Origin of the sequence: Euzebyella marina (assembly GCF_003687485.1) — a bacterium.
Taxonomy (GTDB): Bacteria; Bacteroidota; Bacteroidia; order Flavobacteriales; family Flavobacteriaceae; genus Euzebyella; species Euzebyella marina.
Map to the genome: position 1 here is coordinate 1,438,292 of NZ_CP032050.1, position 21,524 is coordinate 1,459,815.

Consider the following 21,524-nt stretch of genomic DNA (forward strand, 5'->3'; position numbering starts at 1 on the left):
TTTTAAGTTTGTGGCAATTTTCCTGTGCTTCAAACAGCGATTTCGATTGCGGCTTATTGTAATTGAAGTGCAGGCCTTTTGCCGAGCTCCTTTAAGTGTTTAAAGTGCGAAATTATAGCTTTTCTGGTAGTTTTATATTCGTTGTATGGCAAATTAAACTCCCTGGCAGTTTCTTTCACAATTTTTGAAATTTTTGTGTAATGTATATGGCTGATGTTAGGGAAGATATGATGCTCTACCTGATGGTTAAGCCCGCCAGTGAACCAATTGACTATGCGATTTTTAGTGCTGAAGTTTACAGTAGTGAACAATTGGTGAATGGCCCAGGTATTTTTCATGTTTCCGCTATCGTCGGGTAATGGGGTTTCGGCCTCATCAACAATGTGGGCCAATTGAAACACGACACTTAAGATGACTCCGGCCACATAGTGCATAATAAAGAAGCCCAATAAAATTTTCCACCAAGCAATATCTACAAAGACCAAAGGCAGTACGATCCAAATGGTGATATAAAGTGTTTTTGTAATGACCAATGTGCTCCAATTTTGAACAGGGCTAGGCAACTTGCCGTATGAAAGCTTTCTTTTCATATAACGGTACATCTGTAAAAAATCGGTGGTAATGGCCCAATTGAAGGTTAATAGACCATACAGAAAAACGGAATAATAATGTTGGAATTTATGGTGGCGATGCCATTTGGCATGCTTTGAGAACCTTAAAATTCTACCGGCATCCATATCTTCATCGTGCTCATGAATATTGGTATAAGTGTGGTGAAGCACATTGTGCTGTACTTGCCAATTATAGACGTTGCCCGCTAGTATATAAATACTGCTGCCCATAAGTTTATTGACCCATTTTTTATTCGAATAGGCCCCATGGTTGCCATCGTGCATAACGTTCATACCTACGCCGGCCATGCCAACGCCCATTACTATGGTAAGCAACAGATTGGCCCAATTAGGTAGGCCAAGAGTTAGAATAGAGAAATAGGGGGTAAGAAATATGGCGAACATGATAAATGTCTTCAAATGCAATCGCCAATTACCTGTTTTTTTAATTTGATTTTCTTTAAAATACTCATTTACCCGCTTGTTGAGCGTCTTAAAGAATTGTGAGGGGTCCTTTCGGGGAAATCTAACTGTGGTACGGTTCATTTAATTCGGTTTTTTGGGGATAACGGAAAATCTATCCTTAATAAATGTATTGCGGTTATTTTCTGACCGGTAGATATACTAACTTTGCAATCATACAAATATACGCATGACAGCCGAAATAGTTTTTAAATATTTTCCCAATTTATCCGAGCAACAGAAAGTTCATTACCAGCAGCTAGAAGAATTATACAAAGACTGGAACCAGAAGATTAACGTAGTCTCGAGAAAGGATATTGATGAATTATACCTTCGGCATGTACTGCATTCATTAGGTATTGCCAAAGTTCAAAAATTCAATTCTGGAAGCGCTGTTTTGGATGTAGGTACGGGAGGCGGATTTCCTGGGATACCTTTGGCTATCATGTTTCCTGAGGTGAACTTTACCTTGGTCGATTCCATAGGAAAGAAAATCAAGGTAGTCGAAGAGGTTGTGCAAGGTCTTGATTTAAAAAATGTAACCGCAATCAACTCAAGGGTAGAAGAAGTCAAGGCAGATTTCGATTTCATTGTAAGTAGGGCGGTAGCGGTAATGCCCACTTTTACTCACTGGGTCAAAGGAAAGATTAAAAAAGAATCAAACCATGAACGCCGAAACGGAATTTTATATCTAAAGGGCGGGGATCTTACCGAAGAGCTTAAAGACTATAAAACGGTGCAAATCTTTGACCTGCCCAATTTTTTTGAAGAGGACTTTTTCGAGACCAAAAAAGTTGTGTATCTGCCCTTGAAGTTTAAAGGGTAATACTACAAACTTAACATCTGATAGTAGGTCTTTCTGTATTTTCTGGCATAAATCTTTAAATGGCCCCAAATGTGTATTTGGAGGCAGGTTACCAGCATTTTTGTTCTGTGTATCAATGTTTTCCTTCCCATAACTCAATCTCAATTATGAACCAAATTTCGGTATATTACGTTTAGTTTACAATTAATTAACGTTAAATTTACATTGAAGTTGTTCTGATTGAGGATAAAACTTCCTAAGAAATAAGGAATTACGCTATATATCAACAAATAAAAAATCCCTTTAGTATCTGCCAAAGGGATTTTTTAACTGCATTTTTGCTTTCATTATTTGCTCCACGGTGGAACCACATCGTTTGAGCGGGCGTATGCGATTAACTGACCTTTATGCTCCCCATTGTGCTCCATAATGATTAAAAGTCCTGAAAGCTTGTTCATCTTTGTAAATCCGAAGTCTACTTCATCATTAAAACTATCGCTTTCTACCATGGTCACCTTATCCAGAACGAACTCATTCGATTTTTTCAAGGCATCAATGATGTTTTGTTTGCCGGTTATTTTGTTCAGGTTCATCATATCTACATCTTCCGGTGGTGCGAAGCCTAATTTGGTAGCTAAAAAATAATTGGCACCTGCAATGTGCAGAAGGGCTTCGCCAACTGAACTGACGCCTTCCATAGGGCGCCAATCGTATTGTTCTTCAGAGAAAGCCTCGGCCAGGCTTACTACTTGTGCCTGATTGCCTTGCAGAACGCCTTGTATGGTATTCTGGGTCAATTTTTCTTGGGCTATGCCAGACAGCCCGATCAAGAGAAGTAGAGCGAATGTGATTTTTTTCATTTCGTAGTAATTTAGTTGCTGTTAATGTTCTGGTTCATACATACTTGGTAATCTACTACAAGGTATTAAAAACCCACCAAACTATCTTTGTTTCTCTTTAAATCTTAAGCAACAGTTAAAAACCCTCAATAAAAAAGGATGCCATTGGCATCCTTCTTTAAAGTCTTGACTTCAAGTTATCCAAGAAAGGGATAACGGTAGTCTTCTGGTGTTACAAAAGTTTCTTTAATTAATCTTGGAGACACCCACCTTAAAAGGTTTTGAGCCGAACCGGCTTTGTCGTTGGTACCTGAAGCCCGTGCTCCTCCGAAAGGTTGTTGGCCGACAACGGCACCTGTGGGTTTATCGTTGATATAAAAGTTACCTGCACAATTTTGAAGTGCCTTGGTCGCTTCATCGATGGCATATCGGTCCCCTGACAACACGGCACCGGTGAGAGCGTATTCAGAAGTTTGGTCGACTAACTTTAAAGTTTCTGACCATTGGTCGTCTTCATAAACATATATCGTAACCACCGGACCGAAAAGTTCAGTCTCCATCGTAGTGTAATTAGGATCTGTAGTCAGAATAACCGTTGGTTCTACGAAATAACCTTCTGATTTATCGTAACCTCCACCAATGATAACTTCGGCATTTTCATCGTTTTTGGCTTGGTCGATATATTTGGCCAGCTTGTCAAAAGAACCTTCGTGAATTACCGCTGTAATGAAGTTTGACATGTCTTCAGGGCTTCCGGGTTTATTGAAAGAAGCTACTTCTTTTTTCACCCTGTCCAAAATATCTTGTGAGGTCGACTTAGGTAAATAAACCCTCGAAGCTGCGCTACACTTTTGTCCTTGGAATTCAAAAGCACCTCGAACTATAGCGATAGCTACTTGTTGAGGTTTTGCGGTCGGGTGTGCCAAAATGAAATCTTTACCCCCGGTTTCGCCAACGATTCTCGGATATGTTTTATAATTGTGAATATTGTTGCCGATCTGTTTCCATAATTCCTTGAAAACATAGGTAGAACCAGTAAAATGTAGGCCTGAAAAATCAGGGCTAGAAAGTACGGTTTCCGTTATCATAACTGGGTCGCCATAAACCACATTAATGACCCCATCAGGTAGACCCGCTTCTTTAAAAACGTCAACTATAACTTTCGCGGAGAAAATTTGACTATCACTAGGTTTCCACACTACCACGTTGCCCATCATCGCGGCACTAGCAGGTAAGTTACCTGCAATCGCCGTAAAGTTAAAAGGGGTGATGGCGTAAACGAAACCTTCCAGCGGTCGATACTCCACACGGTTCCAAGTTCCTGCGGCAGATTCTGGTTGCTCTTCATAAATTTGAGACATGTACTCAACGTTGAACCTAAGAAAATCGATAAGTTCACAGGCCGAATCTATTTCTGCTTGATGAATGTTTTTTGATTGGGCCATCATCGTGGCCGCGTTTATTTTAGCTCTATAGGGCCCTGCAATTAGGTCGGCAGCTTTCAAAAATATAGCGGCCCTTTGTTCCCAAGTGAGATTGGCCCATGCATTTCTTGAAGCCAAACAGTTTTCGATTGCCTCTTCTACATGCTTTTTTTCAGCCAAATGATAATGCCCGACCACATGTTTATGATCATGCGGTGGAGACATAGGCTTTGTATTACCGGTTTTTATTTGCTCGCTACCTATATATAAAGGTACGTCTACAGTGCCTTCGTAAAAGTTGCGATACGCCTCTAAAACTTCTTCACGTTCCGGGGTGCCTGGAGCATAACTTTTAATTGGTTCGTTAACCGCCGTTGGTACCTGGAAAAATCCTTTGCCCATATTTTTGAGTGTTTTTTAGTTTACTGAAATACAAAGGTAGGAGTAGTAATTTGAAATAAAAAAGGTTGACCAATAGATAATTATATATGCACTAGCACCTTGTTTTAAACTATTTTCAAAATATAGGTCGACCCCTTGAAAATATCATTAGAAACAATGGCGAATAGTGAATTGAATAGAGCGTAATGCTTTGATTTGTTTAATTCAATGCAAAAGGCGCATGAAATTTGAAAGTGGGCACATAAACCCTAAATTTTTCCGTAGAACTAAAGTTTACCATGTTGTAATGCCCGTGCATAGCGCCTATGGGCGAAGCCAATAGACAACCCGAAGTGTAGGTGTGCGATTCTCCTGGTTTGATAACAGGTTTCTTGCCAATAACACCTTCACCATCTAGAATTTCCAATTCGTTAAGCGCATCGTGAATTCTCCAATGTCTTGATGTTAACTGAACGGAATCTTTACTTTGATTTTCTATGGTAATCGTGTAGGCAAAAGCAAAATGCATCTTGTAGTTTTTGAAGAAGGTGCCTTCGAAACTAGTGTTGACAGAAATTTTAATGCCTTTGGTAACCTGTGTAATCATTTATATTCTATGTCTAATATGTGATAATATTGCCAGCTATCATCAATATGGTAGAAACCAAAGCCAATATAAAAAAAATCGTGTTTAAAAAGAGATATTTAACAATAGTTTTGAATACGTTTTGGCCATAGAATTTTCGAAGTGCCTGAAAGAGGTAAACCGAAAAAATGGTCAAAAACAACCAGTTGCTGCTCACTTTAAAAATGGTGTCTACCAAATAGCTAATAATGAGCAAGATAAATAACAATGACGTGATGTGAAAGCTAAAGATCAAATGATCGGTGTAATTATATCTTTTTCTGATATATGCGAGCCAAATGAATAGGGCGAACACGGGCAAAAAGAAAAAAACGGCGAATGGCAATCGAGAAACCATGGTCTTAATAAAGTCGCCAGGTCGCTCTTTGATCCGTGCAAAACTTTTACCTGAGGTAAAAGCAAATTTATTCTCAGATGTGTTCTCAATGCCATATTTACTGATAGCATCATCAAAGGTTCTTATAGATCCATTTTGAAATAGTGTTTGAAAAAAATCTTGCTTTTTGAAAAACCGGCTTAGGCCCGATTCATCTTTCAATGTTTCGTAATAGGAGCGGGGATTGGCGTTCAACGCCGAATCTCTGTGTTTGCCATACCTGAGAACAAAATTCGCGAAGTTCAGAGAGTCGGCTACGGCCATCATTTGTTCTTTTTCCTTTTGATTGGAATAATCTAGTGTATCAATAGTTGCCCTTAAGTCAAAGGTGGAGGCTTTTTCCTGTGTTGGAAAAAAATCGATTTGTTCAAAATCTCCCGTTATGCCTAAAATCAAGAAATAAACAATGGCCAGACTTAAAAGAAAGCGAAAAGGGTTGGTGTAAGAAACGCGCTTACCGTTGATATAATCTCTAGTAATTTTTCCGGGCTTTAAGACTAAAGAGGATAGGGTTTTTAAAAGCTTGGAATCATAGGAAATGAAGCTGGCAAAGAACTCATCTAAAAAATCTTTGATGGATAGCTTTTTGGTGGAGTTGGCCTGCGAACAATTTGAACAAAATTTGTCGCTTAAATCAAGCGGATGGCCGCAATTAAGGCATTCGGTTCCTCTATATCCGAGTCCGTACCTTCCTTGGTCAGCTTTGGCCGGTGTGTTGTTCATCTTTGCCCAGTTAATGGGCTAAATATAGGCTAATTACTGATATCTCGTGAGTTAGCGTTGCCTATTCCTATAATGCTATCGTATAATTCGCCGAAATTGCGATAGTATACCAAAATTAAATAATTGTTCTCGGTGAAGTGAAAGTTGCCTCCAACAGAGTTGAGGTCGACCGTGCCATCTTCTTTTTTAATCACATATTTATAATTGTAAAAGCCTTGTTTCATTTTGATGGTTCCCTCCATCATTCCATTATCTTCATTATAGATCAGTTTGTTTTCTTCGGTAAGTGCGTAATTGTTGAATTTTCCGAAAATATAAACTTCGTCAAGGTTGAGAATAGGGTCGTAAGGAAGGGCAAAATGAACCAAGCTGTATTCGGCCTCTCTCGAATGGTCATCTCCTTGAAGAGTCCTTACCACAAAATCACCGTTGATATCAGGAAAATAGGTGTAAGGGTCTGATGACCGAAAATGGTCTGCAAATAAAAAGTGATGGTAAAGATCGGCTATTTCAATTCTTGAAATTTGTGAGCTAGGGGCCCTAAGGTCACTTGTATCGAAATTGAGGTATTCGTTACCGCCGTAAAAACTGGTTTCTTGATCATATTTGTAAACAAGTTCGTTACCCATGGTATACTGTGGGGCAATGTCGTAGAGAGCGGTGTTCCATTGATAGTTTTGTATGATGGCCACTTTTATCTCTTTCTTGGGGTTAACCCATCGAAAACTTCCGGCATTGATGGAAAATTGAACCACCTGTTTCTCGTTCAAAAAGTTGAAGTCTCGCGAACGTTTGACCTCTGCACCTACCTTAACAATGTCTTTATAAACAACGAACCTCCGAGAGAACTGTAATTCATAATTGTCGTTATAGATTTCGAGAACAAAGTTGCCACTTACCTTAAGGCTGACATTTTCATTAGGTATGCTAAGTCGATAGTTAGAATAGGGTTGAAGGGTAGAATAACTGTTTTCGTAATCAATGATTCTCTGGTTGTCGACCCCATTCAAATATTGTGATTTAAGCAGTTGAGAGGGCGTCCAATCATAATCACAATGAACTATCTTATAGTAATAGTCGTTTTCTCCGGCAGTGATGTCGTCGAACTCTAATTTTATGGTTTCACCAATTTCTACAACAGGAAATTGGTCTTCGGTGGGGCCACCAAAAATAACCGTTTTAATGTGTTCCGGAGGGTTGATTTCTTCTTGAACTTGAGAAGAAAGGGTGGTATGAAGTACTATGAATGTTGCGTAAAAAAGCTTTTTTAGCATGGATCTGCTATTTTTTGGGTAAAGGTAAACAAAAAGCGTACCCAATAAATTTAGATCGATATACGAGCCAAATTTCTAGGCATTTATTATGAAAACAATCCTTTTAATACTATTTTTGCGCAATATTTCAGTTAACCTAAGGTCTACAATAATATGTCTAAAGACATTCGGATTAAAAAGGGCTTGAACATTAAACTTCTTGGTGCTGCAGAGCAAACTACTTCCAAAGCTGTTTTAAGCAATGTTTATGCCATAAATCTTGACGATTTTCACGGAATAACCCCTAAAATGTTGGTAAAGCAAGGTGCCGAGGTAAAAGCCGGTGAACCGCTTTTTTACAATAAGAACAGGGAGGATATGCTTTTTGTTTCGCCGGTAAGCGGCGAACTGGTAGAAATCAACAGAGGGGCGAGAAGAAGAATTCTCTCCTTGAAGATTTTGGCCGACAAAGAGCAGTCTCAATTGACTCACACCCCTTTAAAGCTGGAAACGGCCTCGAAAGAGGAGTTGAAAGCCTTTTTGTTGAAGGGTGGTGTTTGGCCATTTGTTAAACAAAGACCCTATGATATTGTGGCCAACCCCAATGCAACCCCCAAGTCAATTTTTGTTTCGGGGTATGCAACGGCTCCTTTGGCTGCTGATATGGATTATGTGCTGCAAGGTAAAGAAGCGCAGCTTCAGGCGGCCATTACCGCTTTGGGTAAGCTTACACCGGGAAAAGTACATGTTTCCGTTGGTGCTTCTTCAAAATCACCGCTGGCCGGATTGTCGGGCATAGAGCTGCATAAAGTTTCTGGGCCTCACCCATCAGGCTTGGTCGGTACACAGATCAACAGAATAGACCCTATCAATAAGGGTGAAACCGTATGGACGGTTGCTCCGCAAGATTTGGTGATTATCGGTGAGCTTATACTGACCGGTGTCTATAATCCTGAGCGAGTGATCGCTTTGGCCGGTTCATGTGTGAAAACCCCAAAGTATTATACAACCAAAATCGGAGCGGAAATTTCTACCTTCTTATACGGTAGCGGTGTGACCAATGATAACTTTAGGGTGATCAATGGCGATGTTCTTACCGGTAAGAAAAGCCGGCCCGATGGCCACTTGGGCTTCTACAATAGTATGGTTTCGGTGATTCCTGAAGGTGATGATTATGATCTTTTTGGATGGAACAAACCGGTTTTTAATAAAGTTTCTGCCACTAGGGCGCTTACCTTCTCATGGATGCAGCCTAATAAGAAATACGACTTGAATACCAATACCAATGGTGAACACAGGGCATTTGTGGTTACCGGTATGTATGAAAAAGTCTTTCCGATGGATATTTACCCGCTTCAATTGTTGAAGGCCTGTATGGTTCAGGATTTGGACGAGATGGAGCAATTGGGGCTTTATGAAGTGGCTCCTGAAGATTTCTCTTTAACTGAATTTGTATGCGTTTCAAAGCAACCGCATCAGCAGATTATTAGAGAGGGATTGGATTTGTTATATAAAGAAATAGGATAAAAGATGAGTGATAAAAGATTAACCTTAAAGAAAAGGTTGCACATTATAAAGCACCATTTTCGCGGTAAGAAAATGGCTCCTGCTTTTAATGCGTTTCACACCTTTCTGTTTACCCCCGATGAAACGACCCATAACGGTAGTCATATTCGTGCGGCAGACGATTTAAAGAGAACGATGAATACGGTAATCATGGCATTGGTTCCCGTTTTACTTTTCTCGATGTTCAATGCGGGATATCAGCATTATTCGGCTATCAACGGTTTTCCTGAGAATTTCTCGGTAATGGAGCATTTTCTTACTTGGGATAACTTTTGGATCGGTATCATCAAAGTATTGCCTTTGGTCGTAGTCTCTTATATAGTGGGACTTACGGTAGAATTTATCTTTGCGGTCATCAAAGGTCACGAGGTGGAAGAGGGCTATTTGGTAACAGGTATGTTAGTTCCTTTGATTGTGCCTATTGATACTCCTTTATGGATGTTGTCAGTTGCCGTTGTTTTCGGTGTTGTTATCGGTAAAGAAGTTTTCGGTGGTACGGGTATGAACATTTTGAATCCGGCCTTGACAATAAGAGCATTTCTTTTCTTTGCTTATCCTACTTGGATGAGTGGTGATAAGGTTTGGGTGTATGAAGCTGTTGAGAGAGCTGGTGGACCTGATGCGATTTCTGGGGAGACTATACTCGGTTACTTGGCACAGAACAAAGCTGCTGAAATGACTTATACCACCTCTGATATGTTTTGGGGCTTCATTCCAGGTTCGGTAGGTGAAACGTCTACATTCCTTATTCTTCTAGGAGGGCTTTTCCTTATCTTTTCAAAGATTGCCAGTTGGAGGATTATGTTGAGTGCCGTTATCGGTTCTTTGGTAATGGGCTTGATATTCAATGGTGTTGTTGACCAAGGTTGGATTGCCGAAACCAGTAAGTTCTATGGCCTGATGAGTTTTGATTTTTGGAAACATTTAATAGTAGGTGGCCTTGCCTTTGGTATTGTTTACATGGCGACCGACCCGGTAACAGGAGCACAGACCAACAGAGGTAAATGGTTCTATGGGTTCTTTATAGGCTTCATATCGGTATTGATTCGTGTTTTCAACCCTGCTTATCCAGAAGGTGTTTTCTTGGCCATTCTTTTGATGAACGTATTTGCCCCAACAATTGATCACTATGTGGTAAGGGGTAACGTAAATAGAAGAATGAAACGATTGAAAAATGCTACTGTTTTACCTGAAGATTCAGAGGGTAAAGAAAAAGAACTACAAGTAGAAACCGCATAATTATGGCAATTAATACAGATAAGAACGTTTACACCGTCGTTTTTGCGGCAGTAATGGTGATTGTGGTAGGATCGTTGTTGGCTTTTATGGCTTCAGGTCTAAAGAGCAGGATCCAAGAGAACGAACGTTTTGAAAAACAACAGAATATACTTTACGCCATGGGCGTGAACGAAAATCAGGATGAGGGTAGTGTGTCCTTCGTACCTACTGATAAAGTAGAGGCCGAATTCTCAAAATATATCAAAGAACAAATAGTTATCGAAGGTGATGACATTGTTAAAGATAATGAGGCCTATCTAATTGATATGAAAAAACAGCTTGCCCTATACAAAAAAGGTGAGACACCTAAATTGCCATTATTTATTGGTGAGAAAGATGGTAAGAAGTCGTACATCATACCGATGTACGGTAAAGGTCTTTGGGATGCGATTTGGGGGTTCATTTCATTGGATGAGCAGATGAACGTACAAGGTGTATATTTTGACCACAAAGGAGAGACACCGGGTCTGGGCGCCAATATCAAGCAGCGGTATTTTATGGATGACTTTACGGGAGAATCTATTTTAGATGGTACCCGTTATGCTGGTATTAGTGTTGCCAAGGGTAATAATGATCCTTTGAACGAAACAAAAGATGACAATGAGGTGGATGCATTGGCTGGAGCAACTATTACAGGAAATGGGGTTTCTGCAATGATCAAAGAGAGCGTCAATCTTTATAAAGACTATTTACAAACCATTAGCGCAAAATAATATGGCACTATTGACAAAAAAAGATGCAAAACTGATTTCCGATCCGTTGGCGGATAACAACCCGATTACCATTCAGGTATTGGGTATCTGTTCTGCCTTGGCGATTACTGCAGAATTAAAGGCTTCTATTGTAATGGCTATTGCGGTAATGTTCGTACTTGGCGTTGGTAACGTGGTCATTTCATTGATGCGTAATATCATTCCTTCTAAAATCAGGATTATTGTTCAGTTGATCGTAGTGGCAACCTTGGTAATTGTAGTTGACCAAGTATTAAAGGCCTTTGCCTATGAACTGAGCAAAACACTATCGGTTTTCGTTGGTTTAATTATTACGAACTGTATTATCATGGGACGTTTTGAGGCGTTTGCTTTAGGTAACGGTCCTTGGAGGTCTTTTCTTGATGGTATCGGTAATGCTTTGGGTTATGGTGTCATTTTGGTGATTGTTGGGTTTTTTAGAGAGCTATTAGGTTCTGGAACCTTATTAGGTTTCAAGGTTTTGGGTGACCCCATTGCAAAGACAGGGTTGTATTCTATTGGCTATGAGAATAACGGTTTCATGATTATACCACCGGCAGCATTAATCGTAGTAGGTGTAATTATCTGGGTACAGCGTTCACGTAACAAAGCATTGATCGAAGATCATTAATAAAGAATTAAAAGTAGAATTATGTTAGAGCATATCGAGTTATTTTTTAAGTCCATCTTTATAGATAACATGGTTTTTGCCGTGTTCTTGGGGATGTGTTCTTACCTAGCCGTTTCTAAAAAAGTATCTACGGCCGTAGGTCTGGGGGCAGCTGTAATATTTGTATTGGCCGTAACGGTACCGCTAAACTGGTTGTTGGATCAATATCTTTTAAGAGATGGTGCATTGGTATGGCTGGGCCCTGAATACGCCGATTACAATTTAAGTTTTCTTTCTTTTATTCTATTTATCGCGACCATTGCAACTATGGTGCAGCTGGTTGAGATTGTGGTAGAAAAGTTTTCACCTTCTTTGTACAACTCTCTAGGTATTTTCTTGCCCTTAATCGCTGTTAACTGTGCTATCTTGGGTGGCTCATTATTTATGCAGTCAAGAGATATTCAAACTTTGGGCTTGGCATTCAATTATGGTGTAAGTTCGGGTATAGGCTGGTTTTTGGCGATTTTGGCCATAGCTGCCATTCGTGAGAAAATTAGATATTCAAATGTTCCGCCACCATTGAGAGGTTTGGGAATTACCTTTATCATTACTGGTTTAATGGGTATAGGTTTCCAGAGTTTCGGCGGTATGTTGACAGGTGGCGATGATGCAGCACCGGTTGAAGATGAGCAACGTATGGATTATGATAAGATATCGGAAATCGAGAAGAAAGAGCTTGATAAAAAAGATATCGACGAAAAGGAAATTTCTTATAACGACGCAATAAACGAATAGATATGCTATTAGCAGCAAGTACCGGCGGAACTATACTTATTACAGTAGTCGCATTTTTAATTCTCTTAATGGTTTTGGTGGCATTATTACTTTTCACCAAAGAGAAATTATCTCCCTCAGGTCCTGTAACCATTACCATTAATGGCGAGAAAAAAGTAGAGGTAGCTTCAGGAAGTTCTCTGCTTTCAACGCTTGGTAACCAAAAAGTATTTTTACCATCGGCGTGTGGTGGTGGTGGAACATGTATTCAGTGTGAATGTCACGTACTATCTGGTGGTGGTGAGGCATTGCCAACTGAAACACCTCACTTCTCTAAGAAAGAATTGAATGCCGGTGCACGTTTGGCTTGTCAGGTCAAAGTAAAGCAAGACATGGAAATCGAAATACCAGAAGAGGTATTCGGTATTAAAAAATGGAATGCCAAAGTGGTTCGTAACTACAATGTGGCATCCTTCATTAAGGAATTTGTAGTTGAGATTCCTGAGGATATGAATTACAAGGCCGGTGGTTACATTCAAATCGAGGTGCCACAGTGTGAGATTAAATATGCTGACATTGATATTACTGCTCACCCAGAGGAGCACGAAACCCCGGACAAGTTCAAGGCTGAATGGGATAAGTTCAACCTTTGGCCTTTGGTGATGAAGAACCCTGAATTGGTCGAGCGTGCCTATTCAATGGCTTCTTATCCTGCTGAGGGTAGAGAGATTATGTTGAACGTTCGTATTGCGACCCCACCATGGGATCGTTCTAAAAACGGATGGATGGACGTTAACCCTGGTGTAGCCTCATCCTATATATTCTCGTTGAAGAAAGGCGATGATGTTGTAATTTCAGGACCTTATGGTGAATTCTTCATTAATGAGTCTGAATCTGAAATGTTGTATGTAGGCGGTGGTGCCGGTATGGCGCCGATGCGTTCGCATTTATATCACTTGTTCAAGACCTTACAGACCAATAGAAAGGTTACTTATTGGTATGGTGGTCGCTCGAAAAGAGAGTTATTCTATTTAGAGCATTTTAGAGAGTTAGAGAGAAGCTTCCCGAACTTTAAATTCTACTTGGCACTTTCTGAGCCTTTAGAAGAAGATAATTGGAAGGTGAAAGAAGATATAGACGCTCCAGGAGACGGGTTCGTAGGTTTCATTCACAACTGTGTAATTGATAACTATTTGAGCAAGCATGACTCTCCTGAAGATATTGAGCTTTACTTCTGCGGACCACCGTTGATGAACAAAGCAGTTCAAAAAATGGGTGAAGATTTCGGTATTCCTGACGAACATATACGTTTTGATGATTTCGGTGGATAATTCATTTATCCTAAGAAAAACAGAGTACATAAAGAACAAGGGAACCGATGTGATGAACATCGGTTTTTTTGGCTAAATAGATATGGCAAGAGAACTTTCAGAACAAGAACTACATAACCTGGCAATGAATATTGTTGGGCGGCAGTTAGAGTCCGAAGGGTTTGAATTTATGGGCGTGAACAGTAAACCAAAGAAAAATCCACAATTCGTTTGCCTAAAAGACAAAGAGTTGCATTTTATCGTGGTGAGGTATGTGCCTTTTCCTGAGGATCCTAATCAATATGATGAGAGCCTTATGGATAAGATGAAAGACCATGCCGATAAGCATGAGGCACGTACTTATTACGCGGGCGTGGGTCTTTCCAATGCACAAGATAGAAACTTGCCTGTTTATCTAAATGAAGAATATATTGTTGATTATCGGGGGATGATTGAAATTTAAAATGAAGAGATTTTTTTATTTAGCTATTATATTGATGGTTGCTGGGTGTAAAGAATCGGCACCTGAAATTACAAGAAATGAAAGCCACGGCGCCGCTTTAGGAACTACCTACAACTTGATTTATCTGACCACCAACGGCTCACTTGACCTTCAGCAAGAAATTGACTCTACTTTTGGGGCTATAAACAGGTCACTATCCACTTATATACCTGAGTCTGATATTTCCCGTATTAATAAAGGGGAAGAAGGTGTTAAAGTAGATAGTATGTTCAAGGAAGTATTCAACCTATCAAAATCAATCTATGACAAGACGGGTGGTTATTTTGATCCTACGGTAGGCCTCTTGGTCAATGCATGGGGCTTTGGTGCCGGAGAGCAAATGGAAATGGACAGTAGTACCGTTTCATTGCTTTTAAATAGAGTTGGTTTCGATAAAGTCAGTCTTTTGGATAATGGCACTGTTAAGAAATCGGTTCCTGATATGTATTTGGAGTTCAATGCCATCGCCAAAGGTTATTCAATCGATAGACTGGCCAAATTGATGGATCGTCACGGGGTAAATGACTACCTTTTGGAGGTTGGGGGAGAATTGGTTGCCAAGGGCATCAATCAATTGAAACAGAAAGAATGGGTGGTAGGTATCGATGACCCTCAAGTAGAAGAGGGGCGCGAATTAAAGGCCACTATACGATTAGAGGATAGGGCCTTGGCTTCTTCCGGTAATTACAGACATTTTCGCATTGATGAGGAAACCGGTAAGAAATACGTTCACACCATTGATCCCATTACAGGTTTTACCAAAAATGCAAATACATTGGCAGTCACCATTTTGGCCGATAACTGTGCAACCGCCGATGCGTATGCGACCGCATTTATGGCCATGGATTTAGACGAAGCCCTTAAGTTGCTTACTTCACAAAAAGATTTGGAGGCTTATATTATCTATCTAGATGAAAATGGCGAGACTCAGGAGTTTATGAGCCCTGGTTTTGAAAAGCTGATTGTTAAGAACTAAACTGGTTTTCTGACAACGGGAATTATTTCCCCCTTGGCCAATCGATATTTATCCAGTTCATTTTCTGATAGAATATGGGTGTAATCCACCTCTTCTACCTCAAAACCAATACCTCTTAACTTGTCAAAATAATCCCTACCATACACGCGAACATGGTCGTATTGGCCAAAGATTCTTTGTCTTTCTTTTTTGTCGGTAATAGAATTATCTTCGAAAGTAATTTCACGTTTCAAATCTTGCGGTATTTGAAAAACTCCCCATCCACCAGGTTTTAAAACCCTTAACATCTCACTCATAGCCTTCGAGTCATCCGGTATGTGTTCCAATACATGATTGCAAAGAATAACGTCAAAACTGTTATTATCAAAAGGAAGGTGGCAAATATCAGCCTTTACATCGGCTAAAGGCGAATTGAGGTCTGTAGTGGTGTAATCTAGATTCTTCAATCTTCTAAAGCGCCTATAAAATGGTTGCTCTGGTGCAAAATGAAGCACTTTTAACGGGGCGCTGAAAAAGTTGGTCTCGCTTTGAAGATAAAGCCAAAGCAGTCGGTGTCGCTCTAAAGATAGGGTAGAGGGTGATAGTACGTTCTCTCTGGGGTTTTCATAACCGTACGGCAGAAAGCTTCTAAAACCTTTTCCGTCGATTGGATCGGTGTACTTTTTGCCTTTCATCCAAAACGCAAATAGGGGGCGTACCCAATAACTAAGGCTTATAAGCCAAGGCCTTGGAATGAGATTGAGAAAGAATTTAAAAAGTTTTGACACGTATGTGAAATATGTTCTTTAAGAAGGGTTGAAATTAAAGAACAAGTTTCTTTTGGCGGAATTCATCTTCTTCATCGCTCGAAATGCCTAACGCTTCATATATGTATTGATAGGTAGAGAGAAGTTCTGGTTTTCCGTCTACAATCGCCACGTTATGCTCAAAATGGGCGCTGGGCTTTCCATCAGCAGTAAGAATGGTCCATCCGTCACGTAATTGCTTGATGCGTCGGGTACCCATGTTAATCATGGGTTCAATGGCCACCACCATACCTTCGGCAAATTTTTTGCCTCTACCTCTTTTTCCGTAATTGGGCATTTCCGGGCCTTCGTGTAGTTTCTTTCCGAGTCCGTGCCCCACAAGCTCACGAACAACGCCATAGCCATGGTTCTCACAATAGTTCTGAATGGCAAAAGCCACATCTCCAACCCTATTGCCAACACGAAATTCCCTAATTCCGATATAAAGAGACTCTTTGGTTACTTTCAATAACTTCTTGGTTTCTGCTTCCACCTCTCCCACTTCAAAAGTATAGGCATGGTCGCCATAATAACCGTTTTTAAGGGCCCCACAATCTACAGAGATTATATCGCCTTCCTTTAGAGGTTCTTTATTGGGAATACCATGAACTACCTGCGCGTTGGGGCTCATGTTCAGGGTGTTCGGAAAACCGTACATGCCCAAAAAGCCTGGTTCTGCACCTTCTGACCGAATGAAATCTTCGGCCATTTTATCCAAAGAAAGGGCAGTGACCCCTGGTTTAATCTCAGCGGCCAACATACCCAAGGTTTTGGATACTACCAAAGCGCTTTCGCGCATTAATTCTATCTCTTCAGGAGTCTTTAATTTTACCATAGCGGCAAAGGTACGCAATTAGAGGTATTTTATCATACCAAGGCGTGTCTTGTCATAAGTTCTGGTTGCGGTACTCCCATCAATTTCAGAATGGTAGGTGCTATATCGCCCAAAACCCCATCGTTGATGGATTTTAAATCCTTATCCACCAAAATAAGAGGAACAGGATTGGTGGTGTGGGCAGTATTGGGGCTACCATCAGGATTGATCATCGTATCACAGTTGCCATGATCGGCAATTACAATCGAAGTATACCCATTCTCTAGGCCTGTAGTTACTACAGCCTGAGCACATTCATCAACCACTTCGCATGCCTTGATGGCGGCATTCATGTTACCTGTATGGCCTACCATATCCGGATTGGCAAAATTGAGACAAACAAAATCTACTTCCCCTTTTCTTAGTTCCGGAATGATGGAATCTCTGATTTCGTAGGCACTCATTTCAGGTTTAAGGTCATAGGTCGCCACTTTTGGTGATGGGCATAGCAAACGCTCTTCACCTTCAAAAGGTACCTCCCTACCTCCGTTAAAGAAAAAGGTAACGTGTGGGTATTTTTCAGTTTCCGCAATTCTAATTTGCTTTTTACCGGCTTTCTCCAAAACTTCGCCCAGCGTTTCCCTTATATTCGCTTTATCGTAGACTACATGAACCCCCTTGAACGATTCGTCATAATTGGTAAGGGTCACATAGTGTAGTTTGATTTTATGCATTTCATAGTCATGCATGCATTCTTGACTAAGAACTTGTGTCAGTTCTCGCCCGCGATCTGTTCTAAAATTGAAGAAAATGACAACATCACCTTCCTTTATTTTTGCTACTGGGTCACCATTATTATCGACCATAACGATTGGCTCTATAAACTCATCGGTGATTCCTTCTTCATAGCTTTTTTGAATGGTGCTTTCAACGTCGTCTGAGGCAGTACCTACGTTATTGACCATAACGTCATATGCCTTTTTAACACGTTCCCAACGTTTGTCGCGATCCATGGCAAAGTAACGCCCCACTACGGTCGCCAGCTTTGCATTTTTATCTTTTGAATAGTCGACCACTTCTTTTAAAAAGCCTTTTCCACTTTTTGGGTCAACGTCGCGGCCATCGGTAAAGGCATGAACGAACATGTTTTGAAGCCCATAATCGTAACCGGCATCTATAAGGCCCTTAAGATGATTGATGTGACTGTGTACCCCACCGTTACTTACCAGACCTAAAAAATGAACCGCTTTGTTATTCTGTTTGGCATATGAAAAGGCCTCTTGCAAAACTTTTTCATCTTTCAACGTGTTCTCTTTAACGGCCAAGTTAATTTTCGCCAAATCTTGATATACAATTCTACCGGCCCCTAGATTCATATGTCCGACCTCACTATTACCCATTTGACCTTCAGGTAACCCTACGTTCATTCCGTCGGTCAATAGGTTGGCATTGGCATAATTTTTATAAAGGGAGTCTACAAACGGCGTATTTGCATTATCAATGGCGGATACTTTTGGGTCAGGTGATTTTCCCCATCCGTCAAGTATCATCAAAATAACTTTTTTATTCATTCTTTTAACTTTTACTGAATTTCAAAAGTACTGTGAAATGGGGCATTCTACAATAAATCGCCCATTTTTTAATCATTATATAAAGTATGTGTTTGAAAGAAATAGTGAATACACATTTTATAGAAGGCCTATATGTTTCTTAAAACGAAGTTAAGGAGAAGCTAAAGCTTGTTAAATACGGTGTATTTCTGCCCGAATGTTGAAACATTATCGAAAAGAGGTCGTCTATTACGATATAACAATCAACTCATTCATCAATCAAAAAATCATTTATCATGAAAAAAACTGTTTTTTCCACAGCATTATTTTGTTTAGCCATCTCTTTTGGTATTCAGGCAGCTGAACCCACATCTGAAATTTCAACTGCAAAGATTGAGAACCTAAAATCTTTAGATGTAAGTTCTTTTTGTAAAGCGATTATGCAAGGCGATATCGATACGGTAAAAAAGCTTATCGATTTAGGTGAAGATGTTAATCAAAAATCATTGGGTATGACCCCGGCCATCTACGCAGCCCGTTATAACAAACCGGAGATTTTACAACTCTTAATCGATAATGGGGCCAACCTAAAAATAAAAAGTGATAAAGGTTACTCGGTGAAGAAATATGCAGAGCTGTCAAACGCTGTGGAGGCACTTCAGGTTTTGGAAACTGCAATGGGTAGTTAGTACATCGACTTATTAAAAAAATAAACCCGGATTTCTCGAGATCCGGGTTTTTTCATTTTCATTTCAACTTAGTGTTTCTGCATAAAAGAGCGACAGAATAACTGTCTTAGAACTCGAAACCATTTACGGCCCTATGCATAAAAGCATACATTGCCAGTAAAATCATGACCGCACTAAAAACTGAGTAGGCTTTTAATAATAAAACCAAGATTTCAGGTTTGCAGTCATCAAATGCCTCAACATAAAGATTTTTAAATCGAACTAAAGTTCCCATATAGTTTCATTTTCAATACCGGGTTCTCAAGCCGGATGATTAATAAATCAAAGCTATAAGGGCAAATTCAAGGAAAGGCTATTCAGCAAATTTGGGATGTGGTAAAGATAGATATTTCAGTGCTCGCTTCGGAGAGCTAAAGCTGCGGTTCATCGAAATTAACAGTATTTCAAAGGAATTTTACAATCTCGCAGAAAAGACCTACGAGGCTTGATAAGCATCCTTAAAAGAAATGGAAACTATTGATTGCGGTATTTATCGATAGATTCCCTGATTTTTTCTATTCGATTCTCAGGGTCAGGGTGCGTACTTTGAAATTCTGGCACTCTATTAGGGCCTGCAGCATCTTTCAGCACTTGCATAACTTCAATCATCTCTTCAGGTCGATACCCAGACTGTATCATAAACAACACACCTAAATCGTCACTTTCGAGTTCATCGTCTCTGCCATTGCTAAGTAATGTGTTTTGGCCGATACCGCCTACTAACCCTCCAAGGTCGCCACCTACCGACGCCCCGGTTGATAAGGTCTGCCAAAACTCTCCTTCAGCTATGCGCTCTGCCGAATGACGGCCAATGACATGACCGATTTCATGGCCAAGAACCCCAGCTAACTGCGCTTCATTAAGTTGTTTGAAAAGGGCATAGGTTATGAATATGGGCCCACCTGGCAAAGCAAAGGCATTAATGGTCTGGTCATCGGCAAGTAAATGAAAATCGTACTGGTAGGGTGTTTCTCTGGCAATACTGTTTTGAACCAGTCGGTTGCCCACTTTATCTACAAAGGCCTGCATTCGTTCATCAGGGTATAACCCACCATATTGTTGTGCAATTTCAGGCGCACTCTGTATGCCGATAGCAATCTCTTGGTCAGCAGTCATGTTAATGGTCTGAACCCTTCCGGTATAGGGGTTTTCTTCTTTACTACTGCATCTCTTTACAAAGGCAAAGGCCACAATGGCCAAGCCGATGAAAATGCGGATTTTCCAACTACTTCTTCCCATAATATTAGTGTTCTATACTAAAACAATATACGAAAGACTTACAATAGTTCGGTATTGATATCCAATATGTTGTCTTCAATATAATTGGTAAGAAAGCCTTCGGTAAAGTGCTCGCAACCCTCGAACTCTTCTTGTGTAAGTAGCTGCATGATATTCTTTCTTCTAAACTCGGTCAACATGGGTTTGGAAATGGGAGCATAACTGTAGTGCCATGGCTCATATTTAAAACCTCTGCGACCTGGTTCGTCGGTATAAACCAAGTAGAAATCAAAAGTTTTAGAGTGCTCGTCCATCCATTTTTTGAAATCATAATAAGGCTGACCTTCACCAAATTTATTGGGGTCTAGTACATCTCCCGAAACCTTCTGATAACCATCGACAATATCAATATCGGTTCCCCAATGATGGCGACTTGTGCCGGGTATGGTGGAGTATTCGATAATCTTGTCAATGGCATCTATGGGCTGCATTTGTTGCTCCTCGGTATAGGTGATAAACTTACGCTCCCAAATGGAGCGCTGGCGTTCAAAACTACGGTAGCTTGAGATGTTCTTTAAGTCGATACCATCTTCATAGGCAGCCTTTTTCATTTCTACAAATGCGTCGTGGGCCTCTTTTCTCAGATTGATGTCTTTACCATAGAGTTTGATATCTGTTTTACCCATCAACTCAAGTATGGAATATTCAAAATCTTTACCGTTGGCCCAAGTGGGTAGCGTAGTTAGTGCTAAAGAACTTAATAGGCCTGATTTAATAAATGATCTCCGCTGCATTGCAATAGTGGTTTAGAAGCTTTTAAAGGTACAATTTTTAATGAAAACTGATGAAAACCTAGTCTTTTAGGGAAACGTTTTTTGTGTTCGAATCTTGTTGAATATGTGCTAGTCGATTAAATGCCAAAGATGGGTAAGTATTTCACTTAAAAGAATGTGTAAAAGACCTTTTGATCACGCTTCACAGATAATACCTAAAATCAAGTTTGTAGGAAAAATAAACTTTGGGATTAGGTTTTAAGTATTCCTACAAAATAGCTCCTTGAAATCTAGTTTAAAGGTCCATTTTTTAGGTATAAAACCCATTTTTCCACGAAAACGTTATAGTAAATAAATCGTAAATAACTGTTATTAAGGAGTTAAGGGGA

The 21,524-nt window shown here is 40.1% G+C and carries 22 protein-coding genes; 10 read left to right on the forward strand and 12 right to left on the reverse strand.

Translation table 11 applies throughout. The features are described 5' to 3' along the window. Positions 1-53 precede the first annotated feature (53 nt). Positions 54-1,157, reverse strand: a complete 1,104-nt coding sequence (locus tag D1013_RS05915) for a fatty acid desaturase family protein (protein ID WP_121847989.1) — start codon at positions 1,155-1,157, stop codon at positions 54-56. Between the two features lie 106 nt (positions 1,158-1,263). Here D1013_RS05915 and rsmG point away from each other — a divergent pair, with 106 nt between their 5' ends. Continuing rightward, entirely contained in the window at positions 1,264-1,899 is a 636-nt protein-coding gene (gene rsmG, locus D1013_RS05920; protein WP_121847990.1) for a 16S rRNA (guanine(527)-N(7))-methyltransferase RsmG, read from the forward strand. Between the two features lie 326 nt (positions 1,900-2,225). Here rsmG and D1013_RS05925 read toward each other — a convergent pair whose 3' ends face one another. The 5 genes from D1013_RS05925 to D1013_RS05945 form a co-directional block, all read right to left on the reverse strand. Beyond that, positions 2,226-2,738, reverse strand: a complete 513-nt coding sequence (locus tag D1013_RS05925; protein WP_121847991.1) for a DinB family protein — start codon at positions 2,736-2,738, stop codon at positions 2,226-2,228. Between the two features lie 176 nt (positions 2,739-2,914). After that, positions 2,915-4,543: an L-glutamate gamma-semialdehyde dehydrogenase gene (pruA, locus tag D1013_RS05930; RefSeq protein WP_121847992.1), complete on the reverse strand. Its 1,629-nt coding sequence runs from the start codon at positions 4,541-4,543 to the stop codon at positions 2,915-2,917. A 199-nt stretch (positions 4,544-4,742) separates the two neighbouring features. Further along, positions 4,743-5,129: a Co2+/Mg2+ efflux facilitator ApaG/CorD gene (apaG, locus tag D1013_RS05935; protein ID WP_121847993.1), complete on the reverse strand. Its 387-nt coding sequence runs from the start codon at positions 5,127-5,129 to the stop codon at positions 4,743-4,745. Between the two features lie 13 nt (positions 5,130-5,142). Beyond that, complete coding sequence (locus D1013_RS05940) at positions 5,143-6,267, reverse strand: DUF3667 domain-containing protein (RefSeq protein ID WP_121847994.1); 1,125 nt, start codon at positions 6,265-6,267, stop codon at positions 5,143-5,145. 29 nt (positions 6,268-6,296) lie between these two features. Then, positions 6,297-7,541 carry a type IX secretion system plug protein gene (locus D1013_RS05945; protein ID WP_121847995.1) on the reverse strand — a complete coding sequence of 415 codons (1,245 nt, stop codon included), beginning with the start codon at positions 7,539-7,541 and terminating at the stop codon, positions 6,297-6,299. Positions 7,542-7,694: 153 nt separating this feature from the next. Here D1013_RS05945 and D1013_RS05950 point away from each other — a divergent pair, with 153 nt between their 5' ends. The 8 genes from D1013_RS05950 (at position 7,695) to D1013_RS05985 (ending at position 15,267) form a co-directional block, all read left to right on the forward strand. Beyond that, entirely contained in the window at positions 7,695-9,047 is a 1,353-nt protein-coding gene (locus D1013_RS05950; protein ID WP_121847996.1) for a Na(+)-translocating NADH-quinone reductase subunit A, read from the forward strand. A gap of 3 nt (positions 9,048-9,050) precedes the next feature. Then, entirely contained in the window at positions 9,051-10,325 is a 1,275-nt protein-coding gene (locus D1013_RS05955; RefSeq protein WP_121847997.1) for an NADH:ubiquinone reductase (Na(+)-transporting) subunit B, read from the forward strand. Positions 10,326-10,327: 2 nt separating this feature from the next. Beyond that, positions 10,328-11,077, forward strand: coding sequence for a Na(+)-translocating NADH-quinone reductase subunit C (locus tag D1013_RS05960; protein ID WP_121847998.1), 750 nt, complete (start codon positions 10,328-10,330; stop codon positions 11,075-11,077). A 1-nt stretch (position 11,078) separates the two neighbouring features. After that, positions 11,079-11,726, forward strand: coding sequence for an NADH:ubiquinone reductase (Na(+)-transporting) subunit D (locus D1013_RS05965; RefSeq protein ID WP_121847999.1), 648 nt, complete (start codon positions 11,079-11,081; stop codon positions 11,724-11,726). Positions 11,727-11,747: 21 nt separating this feature from the next. Next, complete coding sequence (nqrE, locus tag D1013_RS05970) at positions 11,748-12,500, forward strand: NADH:ubiquinone reductase (Na(+)-transporting) subunit E (RefSeq protein ID WP_121848000.1); 753 nt, start codon at positions 11,748-11,750, stop codon at positions 12,498-12,500. A 2-nt stretch (positions 12,501-12,502) separates the two neighbouring features. After that, on the forward strand, positions 12,503-13,810 hold the full coding sequence (nqrF, locus tag D1013_RS05975; RefSeq protein WP_121848001.1) for an NADH:ubiquinone reductase (Na(+)-transporting) subunit F: 1,308 nt from the start codon (positions 12,503-12,505) through the stop codon (positions 13,808-13,810). A gap of 82 nt (positions 13,811-13,892) precedes the next feature. Continuing rightward, a complete protein-coding gene (locus tag D1013_RS05980; protein WP_121848002.1) occupies positions 13,893-14,252 on the forward strand; it encodes a DUF8840 domain-containing protein in 360 nt (119 codons plus the stop codon). 1 nt (position 14,253) lies between these two features. Next, positions 14,254-15,267, forward strand: coding sequence for an FAD:protein FMN transferase (locus D1013_RS05985; protein ID WP_121848003.1), 1,014 nt, complete (start codon positions 14,254-14,256; stop codon positions 15,265-15,267). On the opposite strand, the gene D1013_RS05990 is transcribed toward D1013_RS05985, so the two are convergent. Genes D1013_RS05990 through gpmI form a run of 3 tightly spaced genes read right to left on the reverse strand, consistent with a single transcriptional unit; the run spans position 15,264 to position 18,437 of the window. After that, on the reverse strand, positions 15,264-16,034 hold the full coding sequence (locus tag D1013_RS05990; RefSeq protein WP_121848004.1) for a class I SAM-dependent methyltransferase: 771 nt from the start codon (positions 16,032-16,034) through the stop codon (positions 15,264-15,266). The genes D1013_RS05985 and D1013_RS05990 overlap by 4 nt on opposite strands. A 34-nt stretch (positions 16,035-16,068) precedes the next feature. Then, positions 16,069-16,887 carry a type I methionyl aminopeptidase gene (gene map / locus D1013_RS05995; RefSeq protein ID WP_121848005.1) on the reverse strand — a complete coding sequence of 273 codons (819 nt, stop codon included), beginning with the start codon at positions 16,885-16,887 and terminating at the stop codon, positions 16,069-16,071. Positions 16,888-16,919: 32 nt separating this feature from the next. Beyond that, the gene (gene gpmI, locus D1013_RS06000) at positions 16,920-18,437 is read right to left on the reverse strand and encodes a 2,3-bisphosphoglycerate-independent phosphoglycerate mutase (RefSeq protein ID WP_121848006.1); all 1,518 of its coding nucleotides are present in this window, start codon (positions 18,435-18,437) and stop codon (positions 16,920-16,922) included. Between the two features lie 275 nt (positions 18,438-18,712). On the opposite strand from gpmI, the gene D1013_RS06005 reads away from it, so the two are divergent. Further along, the gene (locus D1013_RS06005) at positions 18,713-19,105 is read left to right on the forward strand and encodes an ankyrin repeat domain-containing protein (protein ID WP_121848007.1); all 393 of its coding nucleotides are present in this window, start codon (positions 18,713-18,715) and stop codon (positions 19,103-19,105) included. Positions 19,106-19,211: 106 nt separating this feature from the next. Here the strand turns inward: D1013_RS06005 and D1013_RS20280 are convergent, their stop codons facing one another. The 3 genes from D1013_RS20280 to D1013_RS06015 form a co-directional block, all read right to left on the reverse strand. Continuing rightward, on the reverse strand, positions 19,212-19,379 hold the full coding sequence (locus D1013_RS20280; RefSeq protein WP_162987817.1) for a DUF6747 family protein: 168 nt from the start codon (positions 19,377-19,379) through the stop codon (positions 19,212-19,214). Between the two features lie 239 nt (positions 19,380-19,618). Then, a complete protein-coding gene (locus D1013_RS06010; protein WP_121848008.1) occupies positions 19,619-20,383 on the reverse strand; it encodes a M48 family metalloprotease in 765 nt (254 codons plus the stop codon). A gap of 38 nt (positions 20,384-20,421) precedes the next feature. After that, a complete protein-coding gene (locus D1013_RS06015) occupies positions 20,422-21,156 on the reverse strand; it encodes a M15 family metallopeptidase (protein WP_121848009.1) in 735 nt (244 codons plus the stop codon). Between the last annotated feature and the right edge of the window lie 368 nt (positions 21,157-21,524).